The sequence below is a fragment of the Actinacidiphila sp. bgisy160 genome, assembly GCF_057707815.1.
This window is the reverse complement of the sequence record NZ_JBYIQW010000071.1, coordinates 1-20,775: the sequence shown is the minus strand read 5'-3', so window position 1 is coordinate 20,775 and position 20,775 is coordinate 1. Positions and strand designations below refer to the sequence as shown.

The 20,775-nt window shown below is 73.8% G+C and carries 16 protein-coding genes and 1 pseudogene; 10 read left to right on the top strand and 7 right to left on the bottom strand.

The genetic code is table 11. From position 1 onward, the window contains the following. Positions 1-33: 33 nt before the first annotated feature. Positions 34-1,623, top strand: coding sequence for an ATP-binding SpoIIE family protein phosphatase (locus AC3EUJ_RS33580; protein ID WP_431968173.1), 1,590 nt, complete (start codon positions 34-36; stop codon positions 1,621-1,623). 35 nt (positions 1,624-1,658) lie between these two features. On the opposite strand, the gene gndA is transcribed toward AC3EUJ_RS33580, so the two are convergent. The 4 genes and pseudogenes from gndA to AC3EUJ_RS33560 form a co-directional block, all read right to left on the bottom strand. Beyond that, complete coding sequence (gene gndA / locus AC3EUJ_RS33575) at positions 1,659-3,098, bottom strand: NADP-dependent phosphogluconate dehydrogenase (protein ID WP_431968171.1); 1,440 nt, start codon at positions 3,096-3,098, stop codon at positions 1,659-1,661. A gap of 93 nt (positions 3,099-3,191) precedes the next feature. Further along, complete coding sequence (locus AC3EUJ_RS33570) at positions 3,192-3,812, bottom strand: SRPBCC family protein (protein ID WP_431968169.1); 621 nt, start codon at positions 3,810-3,812, stop codon at positions 3,192-3,194. A gap of 166 nt (positions 3,813-3,978) precedes the next feature. After that, positions 3,979-6,096 carry an ATP-binding SpoIIE family protein phosphatase gene (locus AC3EUJ_RS33565; protein ID WP_431968167.1) on the bottom strand — a complete coding sequence of 706 codons (2,118 nt, stop codon included), beginning with the start codon at positions 6,094-6,096 and terminating at the stop codon, positions 3,979-3,981. A gap of 176 nt (positions 6,097-6,272) precedes the next feature. Next, positions 6,273-6,767, bottom strand: a pseudogene (locus AC3EUJ_RS33560) (winged helix-turn-helix domain-containing protein). 597 nt (positions 6,768-7,364) lie between these two features. On the opposite strand from AC3EUJ_RS33560, the gene AC3EUJ_RS33555 reads away from it, so the two are divergent. Then, positions 7,365-9,443: an FUSC family protein gene (locus AC3EUJ_RS33555; RefSeq protein ID WP_431968165.1), complete on the top strand. Its 2,079-nt coding sequence runs from the start codon at positions 7,365-7,367 to the stop codon at positions 9,441-9,443. A gap of 448 nt (positions 9,444-9,891) precedes the next feature. On the opposite strand, the gene AC3EUJ_RS33550 is transcribed toward AC3EUJ_RS33555, so the two are convergent. Further along, entirely contained in the window at positions 9,892-11,115 is a 1,224-nt protein-coding gene (locus AC3EUJ_RS33550; protein WP_431968163.1) for an acyl-CoA dehydrogenase family protein, read from the bottom strand. A 128-nt stretch (positions 11,116-11,243) separates the two neighbouring features. Here AC3EUJ_RS33550 and AC3EUJ_RS33545 point away from each other — a divergent pair, with 128 nt between their 5' ends. Next, on the top strand, positions 11,244-11,894 hold the full coding sequence (locus AC3EUJ_RS33545; RefSeq protein ID WP_431968161.1) for a TetR/AcrR family transcriptional regulator: 651 nt from the start codon (positions 11,244-11,246) through the stop codon (positions 11,892-11,894). Between the two features lie 166 nt (positions 11,895-12,060). Here the strand turns inward: AC3EUJ_RS33545 and def are convergent, their stop codons facing one another. Beyond that, positions 12,061-12,612 carry a peptide deformylase gene (def, locus tag AC3EUJ_RS33540; protein WP_431968159.1) on the bottom strand — a complete coding sequence of 184 codons (552 nt, stop codon included), beginning with the start codon at positions 12,610-12,612 and terminating at the stop codon, positions 12,061-12,063. Positions 12,613-12,774: 162 nt separating this feature from the next. On the opposite strand from def, the gene AC3EUJ_RS33535 reads away from it, so the two are divergent. The 6 genes from AC3EUJ_RS33535 (at position 12,775) to AC3EUJ_RS33510 (ending at position 18,397) form a co-directional block, all read left to right on the top strand. Next, positions 12,775-14,013, top strand: coding sequence for a MurT ligase domain-containing protein (locus AC3EUJ_RS33535; RefSeq protein ID WP_431968157.1), 1,239 nt, complete (start codon positions 12,775-12,777; stop codon positions 14,011-14,013). Positions 14,014-14,044: 31 nt separating this feature from the next. Beyond that, positions 14,045-14,773, top strand: coding sequence for a type 1 glutamine amidotransferase (locus AC3EUJ_RS33530; RefSeq protein ID WP_431968155.1), 729 nt, complete (start codon positions 14,045-14,047; stop codon positions 14,771-14,773). 188 nt (positions 14,774-14,961) lie between these two features. Next, positions 14,962-15,987 carry a 6-phosphofructokinase gene (locus AC3EUJ_RS33525; protein WP_431968153.1) on the top strand — a complete coding sequence of 342 codons (1,026 nt, stop codon included), beginning with the start codon at positions 14,962-14,964 and terminating at the stop codon, positions 15,985-15,987. A 139-nt stretch (positions 15,988-16,126) separates the two neighbouring features. Beyond that, positions 16,127-17,080 carry a cytochrome c oxidase assembly protein gene (locus AC3EUJ_RS33520; protein ID WP_431968151.1) on the top strand — a complete coding sequence of 318 codons (954 nt, stop codon included), beginning with the start codon at positions 16,127-16,129 and terminating at the stop codon, positions 17,078-17,080. 31 nt (positions 17,081-17,111) lie between these two features. Then, complete coding sequence (locus AC3EUJ_RS33515; RefSeq protein WP_431968149.1) at positions 17,112-18,164, top strand: hypothetical protein; 1,053 nt, start codon at positions 17,112-17,114, stop codon at positions 18,162-18,164. 71 nt (positions 18,165-18,235) lie between these two features. Then, positions 18,236-18,397, top strand: a complete 162-nt coding sequence (locus AC3EUJ_RS33510; RefSeq protein ID WP_431968147.1) for a hypothetical protein — start codon at positions 18,236-18,238, stop codon at positions 18,395-18,397. A gap of 96 nt (positions 18,398-18,493) precedes the next feature. On the opposite strand, the gene AC3EUJ_RS33505 is transcribed toward AC3EUJ_RS33510, so the two are convergent. Continuing rightward, a complete protein-coding gene (locus AC3EUJ_RS33505; protein WP_431968145.1) occupies positions 18,494-19,198 on the bottom strand; it encodes a TetR/AcrR family transcriptional regulator in 705 nt (234 codons plus the stop codon). A gap of 142 nt (positions 19,199-19,340) precedes the next feature. On the opposite strand from AC3EUJ_RS33505, the gene AC3EUJ_RS33500 reads away from it, so the two are divergent. After that, the coding region (locus AC3EUJ_RS33500) for an MFS transporter (RefSeq protein ID WP_431968143.1) at positions 19,341-20,775 on the top strand (1,435 nt) is incomplete at its 3' end.

Here is a 20,775-nt window from a genome sequence, read left to right as displayed (position 1 = left end):
CTTTGTGCCACCCTCCAGCCCCAGGACGGCCCTGTGGACCGGCCGTGGTCCTACGACGCAGCCCAGCAGCTCGTGGATTCCGCCGTGCCGACCATGGCCGACTTCGCCGCCGTCGAGGTGTCGGACGCCACCGTCTCGGAGCAGGCGGCCATCTCCGGGCTGCCCGCCACCGGGCTCGCCTTCCGCCGGGGGGCCTTCCGGGCGGCCCTGGGCGCCGCGATCCCGCGCGCCTACGAGGTCGGCGAGATCAGCAGCCTGCCGGCCAGGACGCCGTACCACGCGACGCTGATCGATCTGCGCCCCCGCCTGGTGCTGAACCTCCGCCCGCAGACGGGGTGGCTCACCCGTGACCCGGTGCGCGCCCCGTTGCTGCGGATCACCGGCACGCACTCCCTGCTCGTGGTGCCGCTGGACGTCGCCGGTGTCGTCCTCGGGGTCGCGGCCTTCTACCGGACGACGGGCTCGCCCGCGTTCTCCCGGGCCGACCTGGTGGCGGCCGGCCGCCTGGCCCGCAGGGCCGCCCGGCTGCTCGACGGTGCCCGCCGGCGCCTGGTCCGGAACGCCGCCGGGCGGATCCTGCAGGAGGCCCTGCTGGCGCCGCAGGGCCCGGAGCTCACCGCGATCGAGGACCCCCGGGGACACCTGCCGCCGTCCGCGGCCCCCGGAGCCTGGGTGGACGTCATCCCGCTGCCCAGCGCCCGGGTGGCGCTGGTGACGGGTTCGGTACGCGGGCAGGGCGTCTCCGCTGCGACCGCGATGAGCCAGCTCAAGGCCGCGGTCCGGGCGCTGGTACTGCTCGACATGAGCCCCGGCGAGGTCATCTCCCGGCTCCACCGGCCCACCGCGACCCCCGTCGGCGACGAGGCCGACACCTGCCTGATCGTCGTCTACGACCCGGTGGCCTGCCACTGCACGGTGGCGTGCGGCGGCCACCCCGCCGCGGCCCCCGCCCAGCCCCAGACGACCCAGGAGACGGTGGAGGCGGACGCGCCCCTCCCCGGCGGGCTCGCGGTCACCGAGTGCGACGTGCCGCCCGGCAGCGTGCTGCTGCTGAGCTGCGGCACGGACGAGCTCCCCGCCGGTTCGCAGGCCGCCGAACAGGTCACCGGGCTGCGTGTGCTGCCCGCCGCCGACGCGTCCGCCGCGACCCCGGCGACGGTGCTCGACGGCGTCCTGCGCACCGCCGCGCCCGGCACGGACCCGGTGCTCCTCGCCGCCCGGACCCGCGCCCTGGACACCGGTGACGTCGCCACCCGCGAGGTGCCCAACGAGCCCGCGGCGGTGGCGGACGCACGGGCCTGGACGGACCGGCTGCTGACCGAATGGAAGCTGCCGGAGCTGGCCTTCACCACCACCCTGGTCGTCAGCGAACTCGTCACCAACGCCATCCGGTACTCCACGGGGCCGATCCGGCTGCGCCTCATCCGCGACCGGATGCTGGTCTGCGAGGTGTCGGACTCCTGCAGCGCCGCCCCGCTCCCGCGCCACGCCGCGCCCAGTGACCAGGACGGGCGGGGGCTGTCCATCGTCGCCCAGCTCACCGACGCCCAGGGCACCCGCTACACGGAGACGGGCAAGACGGTGTGGGCGGAGCAGCCGATCACCCCGCCGGCCGCCGCGTAGACCCGGCCGCGGCCGGGCCCACGCGCCGGAGGGCGTCAGCCGGCGGAGTGCTCCGAGCGGTCACCACCCCACAGCGTGTGGAAGGAGCCGGGCTTGTCCACCCGCTTGTAGGTGTGGGCGCCGAAGAAGTCGCGCTGCCCCTGGATGAGGGCGGCGGGCAGCCGCTCCGCCCGCAGGGCGTCGTAGTACGCGAGGGCCGCCGAGAACCCGGGCGCGGGGACGCCGAGCTGCGCCGCCGTGGAGACGACTCGCCGCCATGCCGCCTGCGCGTTGCCGAGGGCCTCGGCGAAGTGCGCGTCCGTCAGCAGGGTGGGGCGGCCCGGCTCGGAGTCGAACGCCTCCTTGATGCGGTTGAGGAAGCGCGCCCGGATGATGCAGCCGCCGCGCCAGATCGTCGCCATCGAGCCCGCGTCGATGTCCCAGCCGAACTCCTTGCTGCCCGCCTGGATCAGGTTGAACCCCTGGGCGTAGGCGACGATCTTCGAGGAGTACAGCGCCTGCTCGACGTCGTCGGCGAAGCGGTCGCCCGCCGCGCTGTCCAGCCAGGTCTCCGCCGGTCCGGGCAGACCGTGCGAGGTGGCCCGCAGCTCCGCGCTGCCGGACAGCGAGCGCGCGAAGACCGCCTCGGCGATGCCGGAGACGGGGACGCCGAACTCCAGGGCGTTCTGCACCGTCCAGCTGCCGGTGCCCTTCTGGCCGGCCTGGTCCAGCACCACGTCGACGAACGGCTTGCCCGTGTCGGCGTCCGTGTGCGCCAGCACCTCCGCGGTGATCTCGACGAGGTACGACTCCAGGCGGCCGGAGTTCCAGGTGCGGAAGATCTCCGCGACCTCGCCCGGCCGCTTGCCCGCGGCGTGCCGCAGCAGGTCGTAGGCCTCGGCGATGAGCTGCATGTCGGAGTACTCGATGCCGTTGTGGACCATCTTGACGAAGTGTCCGGCGCCGTCCGGGCCGACGTGGGTGCAGCAGGGCACCCCGTCGACCTTGGCGGCGATGTCCTCGAGGATCGGGCCGAGGGACTCGTAGGACTCCGCCGAGCCGCCCGGCATGATCGAGGGACCGTTGAGGGCGCCCTCCTCGCCACCGGAGATCCCGGTGCCGACGAAGTGCAGACCCTGGTCGCGCAGCGCCTTCTCCCGGCGCCGGGTGTCGCGGTAGTCGGCGTTGCCGCCGTCGACGACCATGTCGCCGGGCTCCAGCAGCGGCACCAGTTCGTCGATCACGGCGTCGGTGGGGGCGCCGGCCTTGACCATGATGATGATGCGCCTGGGCCGTTCGAGTGAGTCGACGAACTCCTTGAGGGACTCCGCCGGATGGAACTCGCCCTCGCCGCCGAACTCCTCCACCAGGGAGCGCGTCCTGGCCGGGGTGCGGTTGTACAAGGCCACGGGATGGCCGTGCCGCGCGAGGTTCCGGGCCAGGTTGCGGCCCATGACCGCGAGTCCGGTGACGCCGATGCGGGCCTGCTCCGCCATCTGCGGTTCCTCTCTGTGCTGTGGTGCGGGGGGCACGTACGGCGTCCAGCCTGTCAGCGAACCGGCCCGGCGGCCGGGATTCCACCGGATCCGTCAGCTGCCCGTGCCGATCCGGCCCTGACCTGCTACACGGGCCATCGCACGGCGCAGACCCCTGGCCGGTGGCGCGGGGACGGCACCCGCCGGTGCCGGCGCCCGGGCCCGGGCCGTCCGGAGCGGTCCCGCGGCCGGCGCGGGTGGTGGCGGCAGCGGCAGCGGGGGCGGCGGCGTCATGCTGTGGTCGCCCAGTGCCTCGCGCAGCCGGCGCGCGTCCTCCGGGAGATCGCGGCGCCAGGCCCAGCCCAGGAAAGGGCCCAGCAGCAGCATGCCTCCGCCGAGCCGGCAGGTGACCTGGAGCTGTACGAACGCGCCCCGCGAGTGCGGCAGCATCCGGAACGCGAACTCGGGTGTCTGGGTGCCCAGCGGGCTCCACATCCGCCGGCCGCGGTAGGCGATCCGCCGGCAGGGCTGGTAGACCGAGCAGACCAGCCGGTGCTCCCGGTGGCGGCCCGGATAGTGGTAGCGGTAGACGGCCCGCTCGCCTGGGGGTACGGCATCCGCCGCGACGGCGGCGATACCGGAGTTCCACGACGCCAGGTTGCGGGCGTCGGCAAGGAAGTCGAAGACCTCTTCCACGGTACGGGTGACGATCACGCTCGTAGACACCGTCGGCATCGCAGACCTCCCCGGTGCCGGCGCGGCCAGCATGTGAGCAGAGTGGCTTCTTGGCTCCTCACCGACAGCCTGCGTCCAAACGGGCGGAGTGTCGTGGCGAGTGAGCCGTCCGGGTGAATCCAGGGTGCGTGACCGGCGCGAACGCAGTGTGCGCGGACCCTCGCGGTCAGTGCCGGGTGGGCTCCGTACCGCTCCTGCGGTCGCGGAATTCGCACCAGACTGCCTTGCCCGAACCGTGCGGCTCCACACCCCACGCGTCGGCCAGTCCGTCGACCAGCAGCAGACCGCGTCCGGACACCTCGCGCTCGCCGGGCCGGCGGCGCCGCGGCCAGTTCGCCGCGAGGTCGTGGACCTCGATGCGCAGCCGCCGGGTGGCGTCCGGTGTGGCGTGGGCCAGGGAGGAGCCGGGGAGCATGCGCAGGGTGAGCACGGCGCCGCCGTCGGTGTGCACCAGCGCGTTGGTGATCAGTTCGCCGGCGGCGAGTTCCGCCTCATCGACCCGGTCGCGCAGGCCCCAGCCCGCCATCGCCTCACGGACCATCGCCCGGGCCTCGGAGAGCGCCTTGGGATCGCCGGGGGCGATGTGCCGGTGCAGCCGGTGCGGCGGGTGCGGAAAGGCGTCGCTCTCGCGCCGGAGCAGCAGCAGGGCCATGTCGTCGTCGGTGGCCTCTTCCCCCATGACGCCGGTGAGGTGGTCGGCGAGGTCCGCGACCTCGCGCGGGCCCTCGCGCAGCGCCCCGGACAGCCGCCGCACGCCGACGTCCAGATCGGCGCCGGGCCGCTCGACCAGCCCGTCACTGAACATCAGGAGGGTGTCGCCGGGCCCGAGTTCGGCGGGGGTGACCGGGTAGTCGGGCCTGCCGAACTGGGCGGACAGGCCGAGTGGCAGGCCGCCTGCGGTGGGCAGCACGCGGACGGTGCCGTCGGCCTGCCGGACCAGCGGGTCGATGTGGCCGGCCCGCACCAGCAGGGCGGACCCGGTGGCCGGGTCGACCTGGGCGTACAGACAGGTGGCGAAGCGGTCGGTGTCCAGCTCGTACAGGAAGGCCGAGGCCCGCGCCATGACGCTGGCGGGCGGGTGGCCCTCGCCGGCGTAGGCGCGCAACGCGATCCGCAACTGGCCCATGACGGCCGTGGCGTGGGTGTCGTGGCCCTGGACGTCGCCGATGATGACGGCGACCCGGCCGCCGGGCATCGCCACGACGTCGTACCAGTCGCCCCCGATGTCCCTGGCCAGCCGGGCGGAGCGGTAGCGCACCGCGATCTCGGTACCCGGAACGTGCGGGATGGTGCGGGGCAGCATCGCGGTCTGCAGGCCCTGGGCGATGTCGTGCTCCTGATCGAAGAGGATGGCCCGCTGCAGGCTCTGCGCGATGCTGCCGCTGAGCGCGATCAGCAGGTGGCGCTCCTGCGGGGAGAAGCCCTGCTTGTGCCGGTACAGCAGGCCCAGGGCGCCGATGGGCTCGCCCTGGGCGATCAGGGGGAGGTACGCGGCGGCGGAAGCGCCGAGCGGCTCGATGTGCGGCCACAGCTTGGGGTAGCGCCGGGCGAACTCCTCGCCGGAGGTGATGAAGCGCGGGACGAGGGTCCGTACCACCTCGCTCATCGGGAACTCGTCCTCGATCCGGGTGTACTGCAGCGACGGCACCCAGCTGTCGGCGTTGGCGTCGCTCACCACGTGGACCCGGCCGGCCTCGACCTGGCCGAGGAAGAGGCTGGCGATGCCGAGCCGGTCCATCCTGCGGTTGCCGGTGAGCGCCGCGGTCACGTCGCGCACGGTCACCGCCCGGGCCAGCGACGCGGTGACCTCCATGACCAGGTCGCTCTCGGTCGGGCGGTCCTCGTCCGCGCGCAGGCACTCGGCGGCCTGGGCGAGTTCGTCGGTGGCGTCGCTGACGATGCCTATCACCCGGTTCGCCCGGCCGGTGCCGTCGCGGACGATGCGGCCCTGGAAGCGGATCCAGCCGCGGCGGCCGTCGCGCCGGGTGAGCCGGCTGAAGGCGCGGAAGGAGGAGTGGCCCTCGCCGAGGGCGTGGGTGATCGTCCGGGTGACGTCGGTGGCCTCGTCGGGCGCCAGGCGGGAGAAGAGCGCCTTCGGGTCGCCGTCGAAGTCCTGCGGGTGCAGGTCGACGGTGCGCAGGGCGTGCTCGTCGAGGTGCATGCGGTCGCGGTCGAGGTCCCAGTCGAAGCCGCCGACGTCGTTGAGCGACATGTGGGCGGCGGCGGAAGCCGGCCAGGCGACCGTCGCGGGCGCAGGCGGCGCCCACTCCGCAGACTCAGCCATCACGCCCTCCGGACCTGCTCCCCGCTGCGCCGAGCCGCACCGGAACGGGAACAGCGTACCCATAGTCCGGTGGGGGGACATGCTCCTGACGGGACCCGTGGGAGAGCCGGGTTTCCGCCGGTTCCGCGGTCGCTCCCGGCGGCCGCCCGGCCCCCTCCTGAGTCCGGCCGTACCGCTCAGCGGGCCGCCGGCGGCGCGTACTTGTGGCCGACCCGGCGCACGGTGACGATGCCGGCCCGGCGTTCGGGGCCGAGCTTGCGCCGCAGCCGGGCGATGTGGACGTCGGCGGCACGCCCGCCGCCGACGTGCCCGTACCCCGGACCGTGCTGACGGAACTGGCCGCGGGCGTGCACGCGGTGCGGGTGCGCCACCAAGTGGGCGAGCAGCTCGAACTCCGGGTAGGTCAGGTCGGAGGCGCGGCCCCGCACCCGGGCGATCGGCGTCGATGGTGACCGGCAGCTCGGCGGTTGCCGGGGACGCGGGCGGCGCCTGCCCCTCGACGGGCACGAGGACGAGGTGGCCGGCCATCGGCGGCCCGCCCACACCGGTGGGCATCAGGTGGCCGGGGGCGGGCAGCCAGGTCGCGCCGGCGGCAGGAAGTCCGGTACCGGCGGGACGTCACCGGTGCGGACGGCGTGCAGGTGCTGACGGCCCGCGGCGGGCAGGGGCATCGACTGGGTGCTGGTGCTGGAGGACCCGCAGGTCCCGGCTCTCGCGCGAAGGGTCGTCGGACGACGTATTGCGCGGGACCGCCGGGAGGCCCGCAGCGGGCGGCGACCGGGGGACGGCGTCAGCTGCGGGCCGGGGTCCGCGCGGGGACCGCGCGGCAGCGCTCCCGGTCGAACCGGTACTCCTGCCTGGACGGCCAGAACGGCTCGAGGTCGCTGCGACCTGTCGCGGTGTCAGTGAGACCGGCCATGGCACCGGCTGGACCGGACGTGCCGCCCACCGGGACAGGGATCGCCCGGAGCAGAGCCGTGACCAGGCCCTACAGCGGTTGCGGCTCGGGCTGGGGTTCGGGGCCGGGCTCCGGCTGCGGGGGTGGTACGGGCACGGGGTCGGGGGTCGGACCGGGCACGGGATGCGGGGCGGGCGGAACAGGGTCCGGCGGGAAGGGCGGCACCGGGCTCGGGGCGGGCGGCACAGGCGGTACCGTGGCGCGGCGTGCTGGGGCGGTCATGACGTTCTGCCTCCTCGGACTCGCCGGAACGGATCTTGCGCTGCGCTTACCCGGCCCTCCCCGTCCTACCCGTCCTATCCTCGGCCTCATGACCTGGTTGCGCGCCCTGCGCCGCAGTGCCCGCGAGGGGCTGCGGATCGAACGCGCCGGGCTGGAACCGCTCGTCGCGCTGCGCGCCGCCGCGGGCGTCGCCGTCGTCATCGGCCTCTCGCTGTGGCTGGCCGGCCCCGCGGTCGCCGCCTCCTCGGCCTTCGGCGCCTTCGCCTCCGGCATGGCCACCTTCCAGCGCAGTTGGCGGCCCCGGCCGGTGCTGGCGCTGGTCGCCGGCGCCGGTCTCGCCGTCAGCACCTTCCTGGGCTACCTGGCGGGGGCGCGCTGGTCGGTGTTCGTGACGCTGCTGGCGGTCTGGGCGTTCCTTGCGGGCATGGCCTGGGCGCTGGGGCCCACCGCGGGCATCGTCGCCTCCCTCACCATCGCGGTCATGCTGGTCGTGATCACCCTGCCGACGTCCGTGCTGAGCGCCTTCGGCCACGCCCTGGTCATCGCGGCGGGCGGGGTCGTGCAGGCGGCGCTGATCCTGCTGTTCCCGGTACGCCGCTGGGGCCGGCAGCGCGACGCGCTGGCCGACGCCTTCGCGGCGGAGGCGGACTACGCGCGCCGGCTGCGGCACGACCCGGTGGCGCCGTTCGACCCCCAGCCGCTGATGACCGCGCGCAGCGCCGCCGTCATCACCGACCGGCAGGCGCGGCGGCGCCCGGCGGCGCTGCGCGGCAAACGGGTGCTGGCCGAGCGCATCCGCCCCGTCCTGGCCTCGCTGGCCGATCCCGCGGTAGGCGCCGCCGCCGAGGGGCCGGAGCGCGACCGGGCCCGCGAGCTGCTGGCCGCGGCGGCCTCCGTGCTGGACGCGGTGGCGCACGCGGTGCGGGAGGCCCAGCCGGTGCGCGTACCGCCGGAGGCGGACTCCGTGGTGCTCGTCGACCCCGCCCCGGAGGAGCAGCTGACCGGGCCCGCCCGGCGCACCGCGCTGCGGCTCGTCGCGCTGCTCAGCGAGGCGGTCTCCTCCGCAACCGGCCGCGGCGGCTCGGTGAGCACCGACACCGCCCACCTGCGCCGCCCCAGCGTGGCAGAACTCCTGCCGCTCACCGTGCGCACCGTGCGGCGCGAGGCCCGGTTCGACTCCCCCGTCTTCCGGCACGCCGTCCGGCTGGCCGCCGTCACCCCCGCGGGCTACGCCCTCGGCGCGGCCCTGCCGCTCGGTCACGGCTACTGGGCGCCGCTGACCTCGGTGCTGGTGATGCGGCCCGACTTCTCCCAGACGTACGGCCGCAGCGTGGCCCGCTTCATCGGCACCCTCGCGGGCGTCACCGTGGCGACCGCCGTGATGAAGTCCCTCGCCCCGGGGCCGTACCCCTGCGCCGTGCTGGCGGTGGTGTCCGTCGCCCTGATGTACGGGCTGATGCGCACCGGTTATCTGGTCTCCCAGGTGGCCGCGTCGGCGTACGTGGTCTTCCTGCTCGGCATGGCCGGCGCCAGCTGGACGCAGACGGTGCCCGACCGTGTGCTCCTCACGCTGCTCGGCGGGGTGCTGGCGATGGCCGCGTACGCGCTCTTCCCGGCCTGGGAGACCCCGCGGCTGCGGAACCGGCTGGCCGACCGTGTCAAGGCCACCGGGCGGTACGCCGCCGCCGCGGTGGAGGCCCACGCCGCCCCCGCCCGGGGCAGCCGCGAGGCGGTGCGCGCGGCGCTGCTCGACGCCCGGGCGGCCGCGCTCGCCTGGGACCAGGCGGTCGCCCGCGCCGACGCCGAGCCCGTCCGGGGGCGCGGCCTGTCCCGCCGCGCCGCCGACGGCGCCGATGCGGCACTGTCGGCCATGGGCCGCGTCCCCATGCTGATGGAAGCCCACCTCCCGGCGCCCGACGCCGCCCCGGTCCCGGACGCCGCGCCCTTCGCCCGGCACCTGCGCACGGCCACGGCGGACGCCGCGACCGCGGTCCGCGATCGGCGCCCCCCGGACTTCGCCTCCGTCCGCGCCACGCTCGACGCGTGGCCTCCCTCGGACGCCGACCGCATCGTCCGCCGCAGCGCGGAACTGCTCGTGGAGACCCTTGATGACCTCGAGGCCGCCCTCCGCCCCCGGCCTCGCACCCGCCCCTCCCGCCGCCGCTGACGCCTCCGGCGGGCGGCGTCACGGGGCTGCCGTGCGGGCGGGGCGCGGCGGCTCCTTTCGGCGCCGCGGGCCGTTTGCGTGGGGGCGTACGACCCCGACGGCGTCGACCGCACGGGCCACGGCCGAGGTGGTGCCGTCCCCCGCACCCGCTGATGCTCTCGGCATGGGGCCGGCCGGCGCGCCGCGACGGGGGCGCGCCTGACCGGGCCGAAGGGCTTCGCCCTCCGGCGCCGCCGCGGCCACCACCGCGCGGGCGACGCGCGGACCGGTGAGCATCCGGTCCACGTCCCGCTCGCCGGTCGGCAGCCTCGTACCGATCGCCGGCGGTATGGACGGATCGGCCGGCACCAGCCGCACCGCACTGCGGCTGTACGGCGTCAGCAGGCCGGACGTGCCGCACGGGCGGCGACCCCGCGGCCGCCGCCCGGGGCGGGTGTGCGCCGGGCGGTCAGCGGATCGGCATGCCCGACAGGGTGCGGGCGATGACCAGGCGCTGGATCTCGCTCGTGCCCTCGAAGATGGTGTAGATGGCCGCGTCGCGGTGCATGCGCTCCACGGGGTACTCGCGGGTGAAGCCGTTGCCGCCGAGGATCTGGACGGCCTGGGCGGTGACCTTCTTCGCCGTCTCGCTGGCGTAGAGCTTGGACATCGAGCCCTCGGCCGAGGTGAACGGCTTGCCCGAGATCGCCATCCAGGAGGCGCGCCAGACCAGCAGCCGCGCCGCGTCGATCTGCGTGCGCATGTCGGCCAGCTGGAAGGCGACGCCCTGGTTGTCGATGATGGGGCGGCCGAACTGGGTGCGGGTCATGGCGTAGTCGAGGGCGACCTCGTACGCGGCGCGGGCCGTGCCCACCGCCATCGCGCCCACGGCCGGGCGGGAGGCCTCGAACGTGGCCATGGCGGCGTTCTTCACCCGCTCGCCGCCCCTGGCCCGCTCGCGGGCCCGGGCGAGGCGCTCGTCGAGCTTCTCCTTGCCGCCGAGCAGGCAGCTGCCCGGGACCCGGACGGCGTCGAGAACGACCTCGGCGGTGTGCGAGGCGCGGATGCCGTGCTTCTTGAACTTCTGTCCCTGGGAGAGGCCGGGGGTGTTCGGCGGCACGATGAAGGAGGCGTGGCCCTTCGAGCCGAGCTCGGGGTCGACGACGGCGACGACGACGTGGACGCCTGCGATGCCGCCGTTGGTCGCCCAGGTCTTGGTGCCGCTCAGCACCCACTCGTCCTTGGCCTCGTCGTACACGGCGGTGGTGCGCATCGAGCCGACGTCGGAGCCGGCGTCGGGCTCGGAGGAGCAGAAGGCGGCCACCTTGACGTCGTTGACGTCGCCGTACATCTGGGGGATCCAGGTGCCGATCTGCTCCTCGGTTCCGTTGGCCAGGACGCCGACGGCAGCCAGGCCGGTGCCGACGATCGACAGGCCGATTCCCGCGTCGCCCCAGAAGAGCTCCTCCATGGCGATCGGGATGCCGAGGCCGGTCGGGTCGAAGTACTGCTGGGCGTAGAAGTCGAGCGAGTAGAGTCCGATCTTCGCGGCCTCCTGGATCACCGGCCAGGGGGTCTCCTCGCGCTCGTCCCACTCCGCCGCCGCCGGGCGCATGACGTCGGCCGCGAAGCCGTGGATCCAGTCGCGCACCGCTTTCTGGTCGTCGTTGAGCTCGAGCGAGAAGTCGCCCATCGTCCCCTCCACGTGCTTGTTACTTGCGGTAACCCCCAGTGTGTTACCGGCCGGTAAGGGATGTCAACCGGACGAGGGGTGTTACGTTGCGCAGGCGCGAGGAAATTCGAACGGGCGGGGAGGCTCGGGTGGACACCAGCCAGCGGCAGGAGCGGCGAACGGCATCCGCGGCGGAGGAGCGGCGCAGGGAGCTCCTCGAGGCCGCGGACCGCGTCGTGCTGCGGGACGGCCCCGAGGCGTCCATGAACGCCATCGCCGCCGAGGCGGGCATCACCAAGCCCATTCTGTACCGTCACTTCGGCGACAAGAGCGGGCTTTACCGAGCCCTGGCCAAACGGCACACCGACGCCCTGCTCGCCAACCTGCGCGCCGCCCTCGACGCGCCCAACGAGCGCCGCGACCGCGTGGAGGCCACCCTCGACGCCTATCTCGTGGCCATCGAGGCCCGGCCGCAGGTCTACCGCTTCCTGATGCACCCCGCCGAGAGCCCCGCGGACTCCGACCGCGGTTTCGACATCGGCCGCCACTCCGCCCCCGTGCTGCGCCGCATGGGCGAGGAACTGGCCGACGTCATCGCCGAGCGGCTCGACCTCGGCCCGGAGGGCCAGGTCGCGGCCCGGGTGTGGGGGCACGGCATCGTCGGCATGATGCACGCGGCCGGGGACTGGTGGCTGGGCGAGCGGCCCGTCGCCCGCGACGTCCTCGTCCGCCACCTCGCCGACCTGCTCTGGGGCCGTCTCGCCGCGGTGGGAGACCGCCCGGGCGCCCCCCGCCTCTAGCCAGGCCGTGTCGTCGGATGAGCTCCCCCGGCCACCGCTGGGAGGGGCCCAGGCGCGGTGCGTCGCAAGGCGGGGAGTCGTCCTCGTAGAGGGCTGCTCGGAGGATTCGGCAACGCAGCGTGCCACCCCCGGCCGAAGGCTGGGATAGGGCATCCGAGAACACGGCCTAAGGCCTGTCGCCGGGCGCCCAGGGGGCCCGGCGCACCGCGCGCAGCGCGCGGCGGCGGCGCAGACCCGTCAGCCGGTCCACGAACAGGCCGCCACCGAGGTGGTCGCACTCGTGCTGGAGGCAGCGCGCGAAGAAGCCGGTGCCCTCCACGCGCACCGGCGCGCCGTCCACGTCGACGCCCTCGACCACCGTCTCGTCGTGCCGGGCGGTGCCCGCGTGCACGCCCGGCAGCGACAGACAGCCCTCGTCACCGGTCACCACGACCCCGTCGTTGTGCACGACGCGGGGATTGACCACGTATCCGAGGTGCCGGACGTCCTCGTCGTCCGGGCAGTCGAAGACGAACACCCGCAAGGGCACCCCGACCTGGTTGGCGGCCAGGCCCACCCCGTCGTGCGCGTACATCGTTGCGAACAAGTCCTCGACGAGGCAGGCGAGTTCGGCATCGAAGACGGTCACGTCACGGCAGGGTTCCCGGAGCCCGGGATCACCCAGCAACCGCATCGGGCGGACGGTTCCGGAGCTGCCGGGGATGGGGGCGTGTCGCATGCCGGTCAGCGTACGGGGGCGGCTCGTTTCAGCGCCGGTGGGGGAAGTGGATAGGCTGATCGGCGACCGATGCCTTCCGGCCGGTGCAACGGCCCGGTGCGAGCACCACGGCCGACCGCCGGGGAGGTGAGCGGGGCCGGACGCGAGGAGGATGTGGAGACGATGGCAGGCAACGCAGAGCCACTGTCGCCGCGGGCGAAGCTGGCCGTGACGGCGGGCAAGGCCGCGGCGGCGGTGTCGCGAGCGGCGGGGCGCGGCAGTGGATCGGTGATCGGCGGCCGGGTGGCGCTGAAACTCGACCCTGATCTGCTGGCCCGGCTGGCGACCCATCTCGACGTCGTGCTCGTTTCGGCCACCAACGGCAAGACCACCACGACGCGGCTGCTCGCCGAGGCGCTGCGCGCCAACGGCGAGGTCGTCTCCAACGCCCTGGGCGCCAACATGCCGGCCGGCATCACCTCGGCGCTCGCCGGCGGCTCCGAGGCGCGCTACGGCGTGATCGAGGTCGACGAGAAGTACCTGGCCGGCGTGGCCCGTGACGTCAAGCCCAAGGCCATCGCCCTGCTCAACCTCTCCCGCGACCAACTGGACCGCGCCGCCGAGACCCGCATGCTCGCCGAGAAGTGGCGCGAGGGCCTGGCGGGCTCGGACGCCATCATCATCGCCAACGCCGACGACCCGCTGATCACTTGGGCTGCCTCGTCCTGCCCGACCGTCGTCTGGGTCGCGGCGGGCCAGGAGTGGAAGGACGACGCCTGGTCCTGCCCCTCGTGCGGCGGTGTCCTGCAGCGGCCGGCCGAGGACTGGTTCTGCGGCGAGTGCGGTTTCCGCCGCCCGACGCCCACTTGGGCACTGTCCGGGGACCACGTGATCGACCCGTACGGCTCCGCCTGGCCGATCCAGCTCCAGCTGCCCGGCCGTGCGAACAAGTCCAACGCCGCCGTGTCGGCCGCCGCGGCGGCCGCCTTCGGGGTCGACCCCAAGGTCGCCCTGGAGCGGATGTACAACGTGCAGGCCGTCGCCGGCCGCTACGACGTGGTCCATTTCCAGGACCGCGACGTCCGGCTGCTGCTGGCGAAGAACCCCGCCGGCTGGCTGGAGACCTTCTCGCTGATCGACGGCCCGCCCACCCCGGTGATCCTGTCCGTCAACGCCCGGTCCGCGGACGGCACGGACACCTCCTGGCTCTGGGACGTGGACTACACCCGCCTGGCGGGGCACCCGATCCGCGTCATCGGCGACCGCAAGCTGGACCTCGCGGTCCGCCTGGAGGTCGCGGGCCTGGACTTCCAGGTGTGCCGGGACTTCGACGAGGCCGTGCGCACCTCGCCGGCCGGCCGGATCGAGGCCATCGCCAACTACACCGCCTTCCAGGACCTCCGCCGCCGCGTCGGCAACTGACCGAAGACCCGTTTCGACAGGAGAACACGCTGTGAGCGACTCCAGCCTGCGTCTGGTGTGGGTCTATCCCGACCTGCTGAGCACCTACGGTGACCAGGGCAACGTCCTGGTCACCGAGCGCCGGGCCCGCCAGCGGCGGGTGCCGGTCACCCGGATCGACGTACGGTCCGACCAGCCGATCCCGACCTCGGGCGACATCTACCTCATCGGCGGCGGCGAGGACCGTCCGCAGCGGCTGGCCGCCGAGCGGCTGCGCCGCGACGGCGGGCTGAACCGCGCGGTGGACAACGGTGCGATCGTCTTCTCGGTGTGCGCCGGGTACCAGATCATCGGCCACGAGTTCGTCAACGACCTCGGCCGCCCCGAGCCCGGCCTGGGCCTGCTGGACGTCGTGAGCGTCCGCGGCGAGGGCGCGCGCTGCGTCGGCGACGTGCTGGCCGACATCGACCCCGAGCTCGGCCTGCCCCCGCTGACCGGCTTCGAGAACCACCAGGGCGTCACGCACGTCGGCAAGCGGGCCCGCCCGCTGGCCCGCACCCGGTTCGGCAACGGCAACGGCACCGGCGACGGGACCGAGGGCGCGTACAACGAGACCGTCTTCGGCACCTACATGCACGGCCCCGTCATGGCCCGCAACCCGCAGATCGCGGACATGCTGATCAAACTGGCGATGGACGTCAGGGCGCTGCCGCCGGTCGACGACCAGTGGTACGAGGCGCTGCGCGCGGAGCGCATCGCGGCGGCGACGCAGCCCGCCTGAGGCCCGCACCGTCGCGGGCCGGACCGGGGGACGACGGGGCCGGGGCCGGGTGGTGTCCGCACTGCGGGCGGCGTTTCCGCCGCCCGCGCCCGGCTCGATAACGTAGGCACCAGCGGTGCGCGTCGCCGCGGGTCCATCCGGACGACGAGGTCCGGCGCCCGGATCGATCATTCAGGAGTAACGAGCAAATGCGTATTGGTGTGCTGACGAGCGGCGGCGACTGCCCCGGGCTCAACGCCGTCATCCGGTCGGTCGTGCACCGCGCGGTCGTCGACCACGGGGACGAGGTCATAGGCTTCCACGACGGGTGGAAGGGCCTCCTGGAGTGCGACTACCGCAAGCTCGACCTCGACGCGGTCGGCGGCATCCTCGCCCGCGGCGGCACCATCCTCGGCTCCTCCCGGGTGCGCCCCGAGCACCTGCGGGGCGGGGTGGAGCGGGCCAAGGGCCACGTCGCCGACCTGGGTCTGGACGCGATCATCCCGATCGGCGGTGAGGGCACCCTCAAGGCCGCCCGGCTGCTGTCCGACAACGGCCTGCCGATCGTGGGCGTGCCCAAGACCATCGACAACGACATCGCCTCCACCGACGTCACCTTCGGCTTCGACACCGCCGTGACGGTGGCCACCGAGGCGCTGGACCGTCTGAAGACCACCGCCGAGTCGCACCAGCGCGTGCTCATCGTCGAGGTCATGGGCCGCCACACCGGCTGGATCGCGCTGCACTCCGGCATGGCGGCCGGCGCGCACGCCATCGTCGTGCCGGAGCGCCCCTTCGACATCGGGGACCTGACCGAGCGGGTCCGCGAGCGCTTCTCCGCGGGCAAGAAGTTCGCGATCGTCGTGGTCTCCGAGGGCGCGAAGCCGCGCGAGGGCACGATGGAGTTCGAGTCGGGCGTCAAGGACGTCTACGGCCATGAGCGCTTCACCGGCATCGCCACCCGGCTCTCGATCGAGCTGGAGGAGCGGCTGGGGAAGGAGGCCCGCCCGGTCATCCTCGGCCATGTGCAGCGCGGCGGCACCCCCACCGCCTACGACCGGGTGCTGGCCACGCGCTTCGGCTGGCACGCGGTCGAGGCCGCGCACAACGGCGACTTCGGCATGATGACGGCGCTGCGCGGCACCGACATCACGCTGGTGCCCCTGGCCCACGCCGTGGAGCACCTCAAGACGGTCCCGGCCGAGCGCTACGTCGAGGCCGAGTGCGTGCTGTGACGCACTGATCACCTTCTCGAACCGCCCCCGGTCGCGAGCGCGCCCGGGGGCGGTTCTAGTCTGGTGCGGGCGCACCCGCCCCAACCGGCACATTGCCGACGGCGCGGTGCGTGCGGCAGACGCGACAGGAGAGTGACGGATGGACCACGGCGGACACGGGATGACGACGGAGCTCCCGCCGTTCACCCTTGGACGGGGGCTCGAGTTCAGCGGGGATCCGGTCTTCCTGGCCGGCTGCCTGCTCGCGCTCGTGCTCTACGGCTGGGGGGTCGTACGACTGCGGCGGCGCGGCGACCGATGGCAGGCCGGGCGGAGCGTCGCCTTCATCGCCGGTGTGCTCTCCATCGCATCGGTGATGTGCACGGCGCTGAACGACTACGGCATGGTCATGTTCAGCGTCCACATGGTGCAGCACATGGTCGTCAGCATGGTCTCCCCCATTCTCCTGCTGCTGGGCGCGCCGGTGACCCTGACCCTGCGGGCGCTGCCGGCGGCGGGGCGCGGCCGCAAGGGCCCGCGGGAGCTGGTGGTGGCGCTGCTGCACAGCCGCTACATGCGGGTGATCACGCATCCGGCGTTCACCATCCCGCTGTTCATCGCCAGCCTGTACGGGCTCTACTTCACCCCGCTGTTCGACACTCTGATGGGCAGCCGGGCCGGGCACGTCGCGATGATGGTCCATTTCCTCGCCGTGGGCCTGGTGTTCTTCTGGCCGATCATGGGTGTGGACCCGGGACCGAACCGGCCGGGCTACGTCCTGCGCATCCTGGAGCTGTTCGCCGGGATGCCGTTCCACGCCTTCTTCGGCATCGCCCTGATGATGGCGAGCGAGCCGATGATCGGCGCGTTCAAGCACCCGCCCACCTCGCTGGGGATCGACGCGCTCGGCGACCAGACCGCGGCCGGCGGCATCGCCTGGGCGTTCAGCGAGATCCCCTCGGTGATCGTGCTGGTGGCGTTGCTCATCCAGTGGTACACCTCGGAGCAGCGCCAGGCGCGCCGCGCGGACCGCGCGGCGGACCGTGACGGCGACGCGGAACTGGCCGCCTACAACACGTACTTGGCATCCTTGGAGGCACGGGGTCGCGGCTGACGGGGCCGCCCGCCGTGAAGGGAGGCCCGCGATGGGCGACCAGGTACGGATATCGGGCGATGCGCTGCAGTTGCCGGGCGGCGTGACGGTGCGCTTCATACGCACGCTGCGGCTGCCGGAGACGGGGACGCATCCGCTCCCACCCGGGATCGGCACCTTCCCGCTGCGCCGGGTCGCCGACTTCCCGGACACCGCCCCCGAGCAGTGGCTCGCCCGGGGCGGCGTCATGCTGCCGGTCTACCAGCGCGAGGCCATGTGGCTCAGCTTCTCGGCCTCGGCGCCGGCCGTGCTCCAGGTGGGCGTCGGCAAGGTGTGCGCGGTGTCGGGGCGGCCGTGGAGCGACCGGCTGTCGCAGGACCCGCAGAACTACGTGGTGCTGCCGCGTCAGCCGTGGCTGGACGGCATCAACTCGGGTTCCGGGACGATCCGGCAGTTCGTGGCCGTACCGCTCGGCATGGGTGCGACCGTCGAGGGCCAGGTCACCGGCGAGGAGGTCTGGGGCGGGGTGCAGTTGCAGGTGTTCGAACTCGGCGAGGAGCAGCTGGCCGCGTGGCGGGCCGAGCAGCGGCGCCGGGAGAGCACCCGTCGCGCGGCCTTCGGCGGCTACGGCGGCGCTCCGGGCGCGATGCCGATGGCCGCTCCCGCGGCCGCCCCGCCGCCGGCCCCCGGGGGCGCCGCCCGCCCGGCGAGGAGCGCGGGGAGGTCCCCGGTCTCCATGGGGCTGGGCGCGGGCGGCCGGATGCGGCAGGAGGTCTACCGCGACGACCGCAAGCCCTCCGACTGGCGCGAGAAGCCCTCGGGCCGGGTCTTCGTCCACCTCACGACGGTGCCGGAATGGCGCCGCATCACCGGCGAGCCGGCCCCTGCCTCCCCGGTCAACCGCGCCGCGTACACCGCTGCCGGACTGCCCTGGTTCGACTACTACGACGCCGACGCCGAGGATCTGGCGGCGCCCGACGCGCTCACCCAGGTGAAGCCGGTCGGCGACTGGCTCGGCGAGGACGAGTCGCCGTGGGTGGCACCGCACCCGGGACAGGTGAAGCAGCTGGGGGACGAGGGTCAGGTCACCGACGGCGACTGGTAGCGCACGGTGGGCGGCGGCGGGACCATGGAGTCCGGGCCGCCGCCCCGCGGCCCCTGGGGAGGAGGCCGCGGATGCCCACACCTGCGAAGGCGATGATCACGTGCACGGTGGCGTCTTTGGTCGCCGTGACCGCGTACACGGTGGCGCTCGGCCCCAACGGCTGGCTGTGGTTCGCCTGGGTCGTCCTCATGCTGGCCACGATCGGGGTGTTCGCGATCCGCACACCCCGCTGAGGGCCGGCCTACGGCTTCCCCTGCCCGCGGGCGGGGCACAGGTCCGCGGACGGGCTGCCGCCGTGCCGGAGCCGCACGATCACGACGCTCCCGGCCTCAGGCGGGGGCGTGGCGGGCGAGGCCGGAGACGAGGAGGTCGAGGCCGAACTCGAAGCGCTCGTCGCCCTCGTCGCGCATCAGGGCGTCGACCATGCCCGTGATGTGGGGGAAGCGCTCGGGGGGCAGTGAGCCGAAGTACTCGCGGATACGGGCGATCTGCTCGTCGAGGGTGACGCCCGCCTCGCCGAAGCCCTGGCTGCGCAGGCTCTCCTCGACCGCGGTGGCGGTGACGTAGAGCGCGAGGGCGTCCACGCCGTAGGCGCAGACCTGGTCGGACAGGCCGCCGGCCTTGAGGACCGCGAGCATCGCCTCGGCGTTGAGGAGCGCGTTGGGGCCGAAGGGGATGCCCTGGCCGATGGCGGCGCGCGCCAGGTCGCGGTGGGTGACGAGTACGCGGCGGCCCTGCCGGGCCATCTCCTTGATCTGCTCCTGCCACCGCTGAGGGTCGGGCTCGGGGCGGGTCACGTCTGCCTGGATGCGGTCGAGGAGCAGTTCGAGCAGCTCCTCCTTGCCCGCGACGTGCGCGTAGAGGGATGCCGCGCCGGTGTCCAGTTCCTGGGCGACCCGGCGCATGCTCAGCGCGTCGAGCCCCTCGGCGTCGACGACGTGCAGGGCCGCGGTGACGATCGCCTCGCGGCTGAGGCTGCGGCGGGGAGCCTTCTTGCGCTCGGCGCGCCAGGGCGGGACGGGGACCGATGTCACGTGCTGCGTACCTCCGGGAGCGGAACACGGACAGCGTACTTGACACGAACGCCGTTCGCCTTTTAGAACACTGTTCGCCAAAAACGAACGTCGTTCGTTCGCGGCCCCGCCCCGCTGCGGCCCGACCCCATGGAGGCCTCCCATGAGCACTCAAGTCCTCTCCCCGCCGACTTCCCCGGCCACCGGCCATCCCCTGCGCAAGCTGGGGCTGGCCGTGATCCTCGCCGTCGAGATCACGGATCTGCTCGACGCCACGATCGTCGGCGTCGCCTCGCCCTCGATCCGCGCGGACTTCGGCGGCAGCTCCACGCAGATCCAGTGGATCAGCGCCGCCTACACGCTGGCCTTCTCCGTGCTGATGATCACCGGGGCCCGGCTCGGTGACATCGTCGGCCGCCGCAGGATGTTCCTCGTCGGGCTCGCCGGGTTCACGGTGTGCTCCGCGCTGTGCGCGGCCGCGGGCTCCGCGGGGATGCTGATCGGCGGCCGGGCGGCGCAGGGGCTGTTCGCCGCGATGATGGTGCCGCAGGGTCTCGGCATCCTGCGGCAGATGTTCCCGCCGAAGGAGCAGGGCGCGGCCTTCGGAGCCTTCGGGCCGGTCATGGGGCTCGCCGCGGTCGCCGGACCGGTGCTCGGCGGCTTCCTCACCGACGCGGACCTGTTCGGCTCCGGCTGGCGTTCGGTGTTCCTGATCAACGTCCCGATCGGCGTCGTCGCCTTCGCCGTCGCGCTGCGCATCCTGCCCGAGGGCCGGTCGCCGCACGCGCCGCGGCTGGACCTGCCGGGGTCGGCGCTGGTCAGCCTCGGGGTGCTCATGCTCGTCCACCCACTGGTCCAGGGCCGTGACCTGGGCTGGCCGCTGTGGACGTACCTGTCGATGGCGGGCGCGGTCCCGGTGCTCGGTCTGTTCGCCTGGTACCAGCGGCGGCTGGTGGCGCGGGGCGGTTCCCCGCTCGTCGAGCCCGGGCTCTTCCGCCACCGCGGCTTCTCCGCCGCGCTCGTGGTGGGCGTCGCCTTCTTCGCCGCGGTCAGCGGGTTGATGCTGGTGCTCACCCTGCACCTGCAGGTAGGGCTCGGCTACAGCGCCCTGCACGCCGGGGAGTCGATGATCCCGTGGTCCGCCGGCACGGTCGCCGGCGCGATCCTCTCCGGTGCCGTTCTCGGCCCGAAGTACGGCCGGCGCACCATCCAGGCCGGATTCGCGCTGTCGGCGGCGGCCGTCGCCGCCCTGGCGCTCACCGTGCACCTTGCGGGCCACGGGGCCACCACCTGGCAACTGCTGCCCGCGCTCCTGCTGAACGGCTTCGCGATGGGGCTGGTGATGGCACCGTTCTTCGACATCGCCCTCGCCGACGTCGAGGAGCGCGAGACCGGCTCGGCCTCCGGCGTCCTCAACGCCGTGCAGCAGCTGGGCGGTTCGGTCGGGGTCGCGGTGCTCGGCACGGCGTACTTCTCGTACGCGGCCGACGGGGGCACCGTGCCCGCGACCCAGTGGACAGCGCTCATGGCCGCGGCCGCGTTCCTCGCGGCGCTGGCGGCCGCCTTCCTGATGCCCTGTCGTGCCCCCAAGGGAGCGA